Below are 12,114 nucleotides of genomic sequence, written 5' to 3'. Positions count from 1 at the left end.
TACAAATTATAAAAATAGGCATTGGATATTTTTAGTCTTTTTTTGGAGCTTATTAGGTATGACAATCTGGGCGCAGATGATCGAGGATTACGATTTTTTTACGGCCACAATTCAGGCTGTTTTAGTTTTGTTTTGCTCTGCCGTTTTAGCGCATATTTTAAGTGATGTCATACTGCCCAAAGCGCTAAAGCAAAATAAAATGAACTGGTTTGCTTTACAAAGCGTTGTTGTTGTACTGCTTTTGGCATTTTGTCTGTCATTCATTTATATTGTTTTTTCAGATTCGGTTTTGAGAAGAAAAGCATATCCTGAAGCCGAGGATGTAGATTCTTTTCATTTTTTGTGGACACGATTTTATGGTAACATTCCATCAGCGATTTTAATTTGCGGTACTGCTTGCGGACTTCGATTTTATCAGGAACATAATGTCATCGAAAGAAATCATGCGCAGTTACAGCAAGTGCATCTTGAAGCTCAAATCAAGATTTTGCAGGATCAGATTAATCCGCATTTGATGTTTAATATTCTGAATCATATTCATATTCTAATGCAGAGTAATGTGCAATTGGCCTCCGCTTTATTGGTTCAGTTTTCGGATATTTTGCGTTATCAATTGTATGAATGCAATAAAGAATATGTGCCATTGCATCTTGAGATTAAATATCTAAAAGATTTAATTGCTGTTGAAGAAACCCGTTGGGGAAATGAACTGGAAGTAAAAAGCAAATGGAATATCGAAGACGGACAGCTTCAAATCGTGCCATTGCTTTTGGTTCCTCTGATCGAAAATGCTTTTAAACATGTTTCCCGACTTCCAAACGAAAAAGGATATGTGCATTTATCATGTGAGCAAATAAACCATCAATTGAATTTTAGAATCGAAAACTCATATACCGAACAATATAAAATTCCATCTAAAAGCCAGGGATTAGGATTAGAAAACGTAAAGAAAAGATTAGCGATTCAGTATCCTGAAAAACATCAATTTAATATCAATAAAACCAATTCTGATTTTACGGTTACAGTAACTTTAGATTTAAAATGATTCTTTTTGCCACTCCCGATAGCTATCGGGATTACGCTCTTTGCGGTTAAATTTTTAGCCACAGATTAAAGGATTAAAATGATTTTATTTTCGCCACGAATTGCACGAATTAACACGAATTTTTAATCTGCTAGAATTTAACATAACGCTTTGTGATCTTAGCATTCTTTATAAGAATTAAAACTTTGCGAACTTTGCGTAAATCTTCGCGCTCTTTGCGGTTAAATTTTTTAGCCACAGATTGTCAGATTAATAGGGCTTTAAAAATCAAAAGAAAAAAATCTGCCATCCCGATAGCTATCGGGAGCGTGAAACAAAAAAAAGCAAACATCAAACAAGAAAAAAAACTATGAACATGAAATGCCTCGTTATCGACGACGAACCCATCGCAAGAAACGGAATCGTAGACTTTATTTCTAAAATTGATTTTCTGGAAGTAGTAGGAACTTGCGCCTCGGCACTAGAAGCCACTTCGTACCTTCAGGGAAAGCAAATCGATTTAATGTTTCTTGACATCAACATGCCTTATCTTTCCGGATTAGAATTTCTGGAAGCATTAGATAATCCGCCATTGGTGATATTTACAACCGCCTATTCAGAACATGCTTTAGACGGATATCGTTTACAAGTTGTAGATTATTTACTAAAACCAATTACGTTTCAACGCTTTTATCAGGCATCATTAAAAGCCAGACAATGGCATCAGATGATTCAGTCTCCAAAACAAAATCAGTTAGATCCGTTTTTATATGTGCGTCAGGAAGAAGGATTTCAGAAGATTTCCTGGGTAGATATTTTATATATCGAAGGAATGCAAAATTATGCTAAACTTCATTTTAAAGATAAAGTCATTGTTATTCATCAAACCATGATTTCATTAGAAGAAACACTTCCGGCAGAGATTTTCTTTAGAATTCATAAATCCTTTTTGGTAAACATTACTCATATCGATTCCGTTTCCGGCGGACGATTGTTTATAAAAGGACAAGAACTACCAATTTCAAGAACACGCCGCGAAGCGCTATTGAAAGAGGTAGTCTATAAAAACTTACTAAGCAGATAGCTCTAGAATTTCCATTTTAGAGCTACTGCTCCGTAAAATGTGGTCGTAAATTTAGGATCGGCCATATCTTTTTCTTTAAAAATATCTTTGATTTTTCTATTCGTCGTAGAGAAATTACGAACCAGTGTAGTTCCTGCAGTAGGTTCCAGAGTCCAATGTTCACCAAATTTAAACTGAGGTCGTAAACCGGCAATAATTTGCTGATAGCCTAATAACGAAGATTTATTTCCAATTTTAGTTTCTGCCGTCATTCCGCTTAATTCTACAACTGCTTTTAAATCAAAATTATCAGACATTCTATAACCAATTTCTGCACTTTGCGGGAAAGCAACTTTAAAATGTAAAGCTCCTGTAGATTCCCAATTAAAATAAATTCCAGGAAGCACCATCGGAACACCAAAACTATTGGTTAAAATAGGTCCAAGACCTAAAGCCATATTCGGATTAAACTGTTTGATAAAAAGAACACCACCCTGAATTAGCACATCATCTTTATTAATTTCGACCATATCGGTATAAACACCAACAGAAGCCATGATTAATAAAGACCAGGAAGGAGAAATAGAACGTAAATGCTTGACACCAATTTGCGCGTTCAGTAATTCAGTTGGAAATCCGCCTTGAAATTCTACCGGAAGATCCTGAATTTCGTAATTCTTGTTTTGCATTTTGGCATAACTTCCGTTAAGAAAAATAGCCCAGAGTTTCGGATGATTGTATTGATCCATTTCTAAAGATATTGGTACTTCAAAAGTGATCTGAGCTCTTTTAAAATTGCTCTCAGCATTTGTTTTAGTACTGTCCATTGGCCGAACGTATTTAGAAAAAGGAACGTAATCGACTTTGAATTCTCCTGAGATTCCGGATTGTGATCTTGCGGCAATAGAAGCCAATAAAAAAAGGAAAAGTTGTGAGAGATAAAAAACTGTTTTGTTCATGATTTTATTAATTTTTCTGCGAATTACCGCGTTCCAAATCAATCTTAAAAAATCATTTGACTAATGGCAGTTTTGTTTTGACCAATGGTAGTAAACACCAATAAACCCAAAAGGATTTACACCTTGAGAGTTACTTTATAAGGAAAACAAAATGCTGTAAAAAACTAAACCCGAGAGACTATGCGATCTCTCGGGTTTATACCAAAAACAAAAAAATAAAATAAACCTTAACTTTTATAATTTAAAACCATAGGCTAAACGTAAAGCCACCTGATTGGTATTAAATTTATTGTAGTCCTCATAACGGACACTAATGTCAATGTATTTGTTGGCGTACCCAATTCCCGGCGCCCATAAAAAGGTAGTTTGGTTATAGTCGTTTGTAACTGCAAAACCTGCTCCAACTTCACCCATAACATAAAATTGATCTTCCCAAACGAATGCTTTAAAACCAGCTTTTGCCGGAATAAATCCTAGATCTTTTACTTCAACTCCATTTTGATCTTTCATAAACAAGTTTGTAAAACCTGTAGTTAACGTCAACGATGCTTTCTTTGTCAAATCATATTGCAAACGAACATCTCCACCAAGTGCCCATCTGTAATCATTGTCAGTTGGTATTCCACCATTCACCCCAAAACCTAATCTAAAACCCTGATCGTAATTTTTAATTTCGCTATCCTGAGCAAAAGTTGTATTGGCGTATAAAAAAGCGAAGGCACATAAGCATAACATTTGTAATTTTTTCATGGCTAGTATTTTTGAATTATTAATAATGTAAAAGTAAAAGAGAGACCTTTGGAGCTTGTTATATAATTTTTACAAATTGTTATATAATATTAGGGTTGGTGGAAAATCAGCTTAATATTCGCTTATGTTTTCTATAATACCAAAGAATCCAAAGCTTCTGATTATCTTTGCCGACTAAAAAAGAAGTAGCAGTGAATTTAAAGCAGTATACCAAAGAGTTTTCGTATAATTTAAGATTGGCATATCCTATTATATTAGGAATGGTGGGGCATACCTTAATAGGTATTGTAGATAATATCATGGTAGGTAAGTTAGGAAGTACAGAACTTGCCGCGGTTTCGTTAGGAAACAGTATGATTTTTATCGCAATGTCGTTAGGAATTGGTTTCTCGACAGCCATTACTCCAATTGTAGCCGAAGGTGATGCTGAAAAAAATGACAACAAAATTCGTTCGGCTTTTCATCACGGATTGTTTTTATGTACGATTTTAGGATTGGTACTTTTTGGCGTAATTGTTTTGGCAAAGCCAATAATGGAATTGCTACAACAACCTGCTGATGTTATTGCGTTGGCAAAGCCATATCTTGATTGGGTAGCTTTCTCGTTGATTCCTCTTATTATGTATCAGGGATACAAACAATTTGCCGATGGATTATCGTTGACAAAATATTCTATGTATGCAATGATTATGGCCAATGTTTTGCACGTTGGTATCAATTATATGTTGATTTACGGAATCTGGATTTTTCCAAAAATGGGAATTATCGGTGCAGCTTTAGGAACCGTAATCTCAAGAATATTTTTGGTAATGTTCATGCACATTATGTTGTCGAGAAGAAATGACTTAAAACGTTTCTTTAAAAACTTCAGTTTTGATGAGATTAAAAAAGAAACCATAAAAAAGATTATTAGCATAGGATTTCCATCAGCGATGCAAATGCTTTTCGAAGTGGTATTGTTTACTGCATCAATCTGGCTTTGTGGTAATATTGGAAAAACCAGTCAGGCAGCCAATCAAATTGCGTTGAGTCTGGCTTCGTTAACTTTTATGTTTGCGATGGGATTAAGCGTGACTTCGATGATTCGTGTAAGTAACCAGAGAGGATTGCAGGATTTTAAAAACTTAATTGTTGTAGCCCGTTCTATATTTTTGCTGGCTATTATCATCGAAACTGTTTTTGCGATTCTGTTTGTCGCTTTCCATAATTTCCTTCCTCATATCTTTTTGAATATGGAGAATACCGGACAAATTCTCGACAATAGCGAAGTAATCAGCATTGCATCAAAATTATTATTGATCGCAGCGGTTTTTCAAATTTCTGACGGAATTCAGGTGGTGGTTCTTGGCGCTTTACGCGGATTACAAGATGTAAAAGTTCCAATGTATATTACGTTTGTGGCGTATTGGATTATAGGTTTTCCTATTTCTTATTATTTAGCCGAATATACTGAATTAAAGGCACAAGGAGTATGGATAGGACTTTTGGCCGGATTAACTTCCGCTGCAATTTTCCTTTATATTCGCTTTCATTTCCTAACAAAAAAATTAATCCAAAATTCACTTTCAAATAGTTAAATTTGAAGCTTGAATAAAGTTGCTACAAATTTCACAGATTAAAAATATTTCTTAAAATAATTTGTAAAGATGTGGTAGAAAATAAATAAGCCAAATTGCAGGGATTTATACAGATTATAAAATCTTTTTAATCCTTTTAATCTGTGGCAAATAAAAATAACAAATACATAAATAAATATGGAATTACCTAAATTTTTACTCGGAGATAATACTGACTTTCCAGATGATATTTTCATCATTCACCTTGATTACCCAAGATTCATAATCAACTTAAAAGACGATGAGGTTGAGTTTATGGAAGAAGCAGAAGATCTTGACGAAGCAGAATTGAATGCCGAAATGGAAGGTTTAATTGTTCTCGCGAATGAATTTTACGACAGAGAAATAAAACGTTACGAAGAGTAGAGACACTCTTCGACGCTTCTTTTTAAGGTATCCCTAGCCAAAAAATATTTAAATCTTTCTAATGAAAAAATTAAGTTATTTAAAACCCATTTTTAATTTTATAGCAATCGGATTGCTAATTACTACTTTAAGTAGAATCTTTTTATTTTTTATATTTAGAGAGAGGGTAGTACAAACACCGGATTTCTGGTATATTTTTCCAATCGGACTTCGAATGGATTTAATATTATTATGTTATCTGTCGTTTCTGCCAGCAGTTTTAATTACTTTTCTGCCCAATAAATGGCTAAAGTTTACCAATAATTTTTTGGTAATTTATAGCTTTTTATTCCTGTTTCTGATTCTTTTTGTAGAATTGGCTTCACCGGATTTTGTGAAACAATACGATACACGACCAAACAAGATTTTCTTAGATTATCTTATTTATCCTAAAGAAGTTGTGGGAATGCTTTTAAAAAGTTATCTGACTTCGATCATTGTAACTTTTATAATTTTAGGAGTTGTGATTTATTTTGCTTTCAAGAAAGGCAAGAAGTATTTTCATACTACAAGTATCGAATATAAATTCAAACTGATAGCTTTTCCATTAGTTGCTTTTTTATTGTTTTTTGGAGCCCGTTCAAGTCTTACTTCAAAACGTCCTATCAATGCCAGTAATGCTGTTTTTTCAACAGATCAGCTAACGAATACTTTGGGATTAAATTCATTTTATACCGTAGCTTTTGCAGCTTATTCGATTAAAAATGAAGGAAACACGAAGATGTATGGTAAAATGGATGAAGCCGAAGCAATCGCTCGAGTAAAAAAATACATGATTGCCGGACCAAATGATTTTACAGATGCCGAAATTCCGTTTTTACATGTACAACAACCAGATACTGTTGTGAAGAAACCTTATAACCTGGTTATTTTTCTACAAGAAAGTTTAGGAGCAGAGTATGTTGGAATTTTAGGCGGAAAACCATTGACGCCTGAATTTGATAAATTATCGAAAGAAGGATTATTGTTTACCAATTTGTATTGTACCGGAACAAGAAGCGTTCGCGGAATCGAAGCAGTTGTAACCGGATTTTTGCCTTCGCCATCAGAAAGTGTAGTAAAGTTAGGAAACTCACAACAAGGATTTTTTACTTTGGCTGAAGCCTTAAAGCAAAAAGGATACGACACCAGTTTTATTTACGGAGGAATGGCGAATTTTGATAATATGGCTTCGTTTTTCAACGGAAACGGTTTTCAGGATATTGTAGATCAGGAAGATTTTGAATCTGATGGACACAAATACGCTTTTAAAGGAACTTGGGGCTATTCTGATGAAGATTTGGTTACGAAAGCCAATAATTATTTTAAAGCAAAAGGCGATAAGCCGTTCTTTTCTTTAATGTTCTCGACTTCGAATCATGAACCTTTTGAATATCCTGCAGGAAGAATCAAACCTTATGATGCAAAACCGGCAACGGTAAATAACGCCATGAAATATGCCGATTTTTCTATTGGGAAATTCTTTGAAATGGCGAAAAAAGAGCCTTACTTCAAAAACACAATTTTCATCGTAATTGCAGATCATAATACCAGAACTTATGGTAAAAATTTAGTGCCAATTAATAAGTTCCATATTCCTGCTTTGATTATAGGACCTGGAGTTCCAAAAGGAACGTCTTATAGCAAATTAGCAAGTCAAATCGATATTCCGCCAACTTTGTTGAGTTATTTAGGACTTCCCTTTGAAACACCAATGGTAGGAAGAAATTTAAATAAACTAGATCCAAAAACACAAGGAAGATCGATCATGCAATTTAATGATATCAATGCTTTTAGAGTCGAAAATCAAGTTGTAATAATGCAGCCTAATTTGAAACCTTTACAATTCGAAATTAAAAATGATACGACTTTAGTTCCTGTAAAATTAAATGAAGAATTAGCCAAAGACGCTTTGGCACATGTAATTACAGCAGGAAATTTATATAAAGAGAATAAGTATAAGCTTAGAAAAGGTTCTAAGTAACTAAGTTGCTAAGGTACTAAGTTCTATTCAGAACGTTTGTCACATTGAGCGAAGTCGAAATGCTTTGCGAATTCTCGACTTCGCTCGAATTGACAATATTGAAAAATCTTAGAATCTTAGTATCTCAGCTACTTAGCATCTTTATTAAAGTACACGGACAACAAACCCTGAGCAGCTGCAAAAGGTGAAATTTCATCATTTTGCACTGCTTTTTTGTTTTGTTCTAATTGCGAAATAATCTCCGGCTGATTGTAGAAATTCAGTTTCAATTGTTCGTTAATCGTTTCCATCATCCAGAACTGATTTTGTTCTTTTCGTTTTTCAGGAAAGAAACCCGATTCATTTGTTTGTACAAAATATTGAGAAATAGTATCCCAGATTTCAGAAATACCATCTTTTGTAATGGCGCTGCAAGTCGTAACTTTTGGCTGCCAGTTTGATTTTTTTGGAGGAAATAAATGCAAAGCACGGTTAAATTCCAGTTTTGCCTGATTCGCTTTTTTGATATTATCGCCGTCAGCTTTATTGATGACAATAGCATCGGCCATTTCCATAATACCGCGTTTTATACCCTGAAGTTCATCGCCGGCACCGGAAATTTTCAATAATAAAAAAAAGTCCACCATACTATGAACTGCAGTTTCACTTTGTCCAACACCAACCGTTTCGATAATAATAGTATCAAAACCTGCCGCTTCACATAAAATGATCGATTCACGGGTTTTTCGGGCTACACCGCCCAAAGTATCTCCCGAAGCACTTGGTCTGATAAAAGCATTTTCATCCTTTACCAGTTCTTCCATTCGGGTTTTATCGCCTAAAATACTTCCGTGCGAAAGCGAACTACTAGGGTCAACAGCTAACACAGCGACTTTTTTACCTAATTGTGTCAGGAAACTTCCAAAAGCTTCGATGAAAGTACTTTTTCCAACACCGGGAACACCCGTAATTCCTATTCTAATCGATTTATTAGCGTGAGGCAAACATCCATTAATCACTTCGTTTGCTTTTGCGGTATGTTCAGGATTTGTGCTTTCTACCAAAGTAATGGCACGGCTAAGAGAAGTAATGTTTCCGTTTAAAATTCCATCAATCAATTCGGCAGAAGAAGGTTGTTGTCTTCTATTTTTCTTAATTTGATTGATAGCAGCCACATTGGTGATTTCAGGAGGTGAAATTCCGGCTTTTTCGTGTAAACTGCTTGATGGATTTTTTGAACTTGACAAAATATTGTTTTTGGTACTGTAAAAGTACAGAAAACAAAAACAGTTTCAAAAAGTAAGTTTGCCACGAATTACACGAATTTTCACGAATTTGTTATGCGTGTCCATTTAAAATAGAAAAGATTAATTAGTGAAAATTCGTGTAATTCGTGGCTAAAAAAAATTAATAAGCCGCGGTAAAACGAACTTGGTGATGTTTTGCATTTTCTGCCTCGTCAGCGATAACAACTGCTAAATCTTCTACAGAAAGAATACTTCTTTGTTCATCATTAAACACCGGATTGTCTAAACCTAAACGATATTTACCAGTTCTTCCGGTTGTAATGCCCTGATGCATTTCGAAAGCAGGACTAAAAAACGCCCAGTCTAATTCTTTTTCTTCCTTCAGGATATTCAAATAATCTCTTGCTGCAGTTGCACCAGCGTGATATTCTTTTGGGAAAGCAGGAGTATCTACCGCTTGTAAGCCAGGAGCAACAAACAAACTGCCGGCACCACCAATAGTAATGAAACGTTTAACACCGGATTTTTTTACCGCTTCCTGAATCGCTTTAGATCCTGAAATAAAATCATCGTAAATGTTTGGATTCGTCCAACCTGAATTAAAAGCATTGATTACAACATCGTTTCCTTTTAGAATTTCTGCCAAAGCATCAACATTATAGATGTCAGCACTTTTCCAGTTTACATTGGCTGTGTCTTTTGGGTTTCTTGCAATAGCAGTAATGTCATGATTTCTGTTTGCTAATTCGTTTAAAATGGCAGAGCCCACAAATCCTGTAGCTCCAATAATTGCGATTTTCATAATATATAATTTTTATTAGTAATAAAAAATGTTACAGTTTTGAGTAAAAAAATAGTTCTAAAATTGGTTCGAAAAATCTTCAAGAGAAATTTCTTGCAATTGAGCGCTTACTTTTTGATTCATGTCGGCATATAAATTGGCCAGATTTTGATTGATTTTTTTACCAACCGGACAATCCGGATTCGGCGTATTTTTAGCATATCCTAAGTTAATACTTTCAAAAGTCATTTCAAATATTTCTTTTAATGTAATTTTCGAAGGATCTACAGCCAGTTTTGTTCCGCCATTTTTACCTTCTTTGCTCTCTACAATATGATTGGCTTTTAGATTGGCAATTTCTTTTCGAACCAAAACAGGATTCAAATTAATACTTCCCGCAATGTACTCAGATGATAAATAATCATTTGGATACTTTGTAAGTAAAGTTAAAATGTGAATCGTTATGGCAAACTTACCTGAAATCATACTGTAATAAAATATGTTACAAATGTAGTTAGGTTTCACCAAATAAAAAAAGATTTTAACTAAAAATTAAAATTCGCCAACAATTTATAAATCCCTATTTTTGTGATTACTCAACTATATGAACAATTTTATACTTATATTTTTCTTTCTCGCTTTGGGTTTGATCTTGCAGCATATCAAGCAATTTCCAACTCATATCTATAAGGTTTTAAATAAGATTGTAATTTATATCTGCCTTCCTGCCATTACCTTATATCACATTCCTAAAATAAAATGGAGTAACGAATTATTATTCCCGATAGCATCAGGCTGGATTAGTTTTATACTGGCTTTTGTATTTTTTCATTTTTTAGGAAAGAGGTTAGGCTGGTCTAATAAACTCATTGGTTGTTTGATTCTCACTGCAGGATTAAGCAATTCATCTTTTTTGGGATATCCCATTATTGAAGCTTTATTTGGAAAAAAAGGTTTAGAAACCGCCATCCTGGTCGATCAACCGGGAACTTTTGTTGTAGTATCAACTTTGGGTGTTTTTGTAGCCGCTTTTTATTCAAAAGGAAGCCCGGACGCTTTTAGTATCTTCAAAAAAATAATATTTTTTCCGCCATTTATTACCTTTATTGTGGCGTGTTTATTAAATGTCTTTCAATACGATTTAGAGGTAAACCTACAAACAGCTTTACTAAAAATAGGAAGTTTGGTAACACCTTTAGCATTACTTTCAGTAGGATTGCAACTTACCTTTAATAGAAAAAGTCAGCATTGGCGATTTCTCAGACTCGGACTTTTCTTTAGGCTTATTATAACGCCTTCGATCATTTTCGTGTTGTATGTTTTTATTTTCAACCAACATTCAGAAGCTATTAAAATTACTATCATGGAAATGGCAATGGCACCCATGATTACTGGCGCAATTTTAGCTTCGACTTATGGTTTAAAGCCTAAATTAAGCAGTATGATGATTGGTTTTGGAATTCCAATTTCTTTTGTTACCCTCGCCATTTGGTACTTTGTAGTAAGTTTTATTTAGTTTTCGTAACTAATTCGATAGAGAAAATAGAATTTTAACTTTTTTTTACAAAATCCGTGTTTTCCTTATGCCTTTTTTGACTAATTTTAGATGAACTAAAAAAATATAATTATGTCAACATTAAGATTAGGAGATATTGCTCCAGATTTTCATGCAGAAACAACCGAAGGACCAATCAATTTTCATGAATGGTTAGGCGATTCCTGGGGTGTTTTATTTTCGCATCCTGCAGATTTTACCCCTGTGTGTACAACTGAATTAGGAACAGTGGCCAATTATGTTCCTGAATTTAAAAAGAGAAATACTAAAGTAATTGCTTTAAGTGTCGATGGACTTGAATCTCACAAAGAATGGATAAAAGACATCAACGAAACCCAAAATACAACCGTTAACTTCCCGATCATTGCCGACGAAGATAAAAAAATAGCGACTTTATACGATATGCTGCACCCAAATGCAAGCGAGAAATTTACAGTACGCTCAGTTTTTGTTATTGGTCCGGACAAAAAGATAAAGCTAACCTTAACATATCCAGCTTCGACAGGAAGAAATTTTGACGAATTATTGCGTGTTATCGATAGTTTGCAATTAACAGCAGATTATAGTGTAGCCACTCCGGCGAACTGGAAAGACGGACAAGATGTGGTAATTACGCCAGCAGTTCCGGATAGTGATATCCCGGCTAAATTTCCAAAAGGACATACGGCTATCAAACCTTATTTGCGCCTAACACCGCAACCGAATAAATAAGCTTCTAAGTTGCTGAGATACTAAGTTTCTAAGGTTTTAGTTTTATAAAAACTCAGTGCCT

General features: G+C 34.4%; 12 protein-coding genes. 7 read left to right on the top strand and 5 right to left on the bottom strand.

The window, feature by feature from the left end; genetic code table 11:
- Nucleotides 1-58: 58 nt before the first annotated feature.
- Nucleotides 59-1,045 (top strand): sensor histidine kinase, encoded by a 987-nt coding sequence (locus L0669_RS23480; protein WP_263760347.1) that lies wholly within the window; start codon nucleotides 59-61, stop codon nucleotides 1,043-1,045.
- A 349-nt stretch (nucleotides 1,046-1,394) separates the two neighbouring features.
- The gene (locus L0669_RS23475) at nucleotides 1,395-2,108 is read left to right on the top strand and encodes a LytR/AlgR family response regulator transcription factor (protein ID WP_263760345.1); all 714 of its coding nucleotides are present in this window, start codon (nucleotides 1,395-1,397) and stop codon (nucleotides 2,106-2,108) included.
- A 2-nt stretch (nucleotides 2,109-2,110) separates the two neighbouring features.
- On the opposite strand, the gene L0669_RS23470 is transcribed toward L0669_RS23475, so the two are convergent.
- Nucleotides 2,111-3,046 (bottom strand): DUF6268 family outer membrane beta-barrel protein, encoded by a 936-nt coding sequence (locus L0669_RS23470; protein ID WP_263760343.1) that lies wholly within the window; start codon nucleotides 3,044-3,046, stop codon nucleotides 2,111-2,113.
- Between the two features lie 234 nt (nucleotides 3,047-3,280).
- Nucleotides 3,281-3,796, bottom strand: a complete 516-nt coding sequence (locus L0669_RS23465) for a hypothetical protein (protein ID WP_173970622.1) — start codon at nucleotides 3,794-3,796, stop codon at nucleotides 3,281-3,283.
- Nucleotides 3,797-3,987: 191 nt separating this feature from the next.
- Between L0669_RS23465 and L0669_RS23460 the strand changes: the two genes are divergently transcribed.
- The 3 genes from L0669_RS23460 (at nucleotide 3,988) to L0669_RS23450 (ending at nucleotide 7,780) form a co-directional block, all read left to right on the top strand.
- The gene (locus L0669_RS23460) at nucleotides 3,988-5,373 is read left to right on the top strand and encodes an MATE family efflux transporter (RefSeq protein WP_263760341.1); all 1,386 of its coding nucleotides are present in this window, start codon (nucleotides 3,988-3,990) and stop codon (nucleotides 5,371-5,373) included.
- Between the two features lie 177 nt (nucleotides 5,374-5,550).
- On the top strand, nucleotides 5,551-5,778 hold the full coding sequence (locus tag L0669_RS23455; RefSeq protein WP_055095484.1) for a hypothetical protein: 228 nt from the start codon (nucleotides 5,551-5,553) through the stop codon (nucleotides 5,776-5,778).
- 214 nt (nucleotides 5,779-5,992) lie between these two features.
- Nucleotides 5,993-7,780 (top strand): LTA synthase family protein, encoded by a 1,788-nt coding sequence (locus L0669_RS23450; protein WP_263760339.1) that lies wholly within the window; start codon nucleotides 5,993-5,995, stop codon nucleotides 7,778-7,780.
- Between the two features lie 128 nt (nucleotides 7,781-7,908).
- Here the strand turns inward: L0669_RS23450 and meaB are convergent, their stop codons facing one another.
- The 3 genes from meaB to L0669_RS23435 all read right to left on the bottom strand — a co-directional run bounded on the left by meaB (nucleotide 7,909) and on the right by L0669_RS23435 (nucleotide 10,273).
- Nucleotides 7,909-9,006: a methylmalonyl Co-A mutase-associated GTPase MeaB gene (gene meaB / locus L0669_RS23445; RefSeq protein WP_263760337.1), complete on the bottom strand. Its 1,098-nt coding sequence runs from the start codon at nucleotides 9,004-9,006 to the stop codon at nucleotides 7,909-7,911.
- A 160-nt stretch (nucleotides 9,007-9,166) separates the two neighbouring features.
- Nucleotides 9,167-9,808: an NAD(P)-dependent oxidoreductase gene (locus L0669_RS23440; protein ID WP_263760332.1), complete on the bottom strand. Its 642-nt coding sequence runs from the start codon at nucleotides 9,806-9,808 to the stop codon at nucleotides 9,167-9,169.
- Between the two features lie 57 nt (nucleotides 9,809-9,865).
- On the bottom strand, nucleotides 9,866-10,273 hold the full coding sequence (locus L0669_RS23435) for an Rrf2 family transcriptional regulator (RefSeq protein ID WP_341849983.1): 408 nt from the start codon (nucleotides 10,271-10,273) through the stop codon (nucleotides 9,866-9,868).
- Between the two features lie 118 nt (nucleotides 10,274-10,391).
- Between L0669_RS23435 and L0669_RS23430 the strand changes: the two genes are divergently transcribed.
- Nucleotides 10,392-11,303: an AEC family transporter gene (locus L0669_RS23430; RefSeq protein ID WP_173970627.1), complete on the top strand. Its 912-nt coding sequence runs from the start codon at nucleotides 10,392-10,394 to the stop codon at nucleotides 11,301-11,303.
- A 111-nt stretch (nucleotides 11,304-11,414) separates the two neighbouring features.
- Nucleotides 11,415-12,053 (top strand): peroxiredoxin, encoded by a 639-nt coding sequence (locus L0669_RS23425; RefSeq protein ID WP_173970628.1) that lies wholly within the window; start codon nucleotides 11,415-11,417, stop codon nucleotides 12,051-12,053.
- Nucleotides 12,054-12,114 lie beyond the last annotated feature (61 nt).

It is taken from the genome of Flavobacterium bizetiae (assembly GCF_024271895.1).
GTDB classification, from domain to species: Bacteria; Bacteroidota; Bacteroidia; order Flavobacteriales; family Flavobacteriaceae; genus Flavobacterium; species Flavobacterium bizetiae.
Note: the sequence above shows the minus strand (reverse complement) of the source record. Positions and strands in the feature narration are given on the sequence as shown.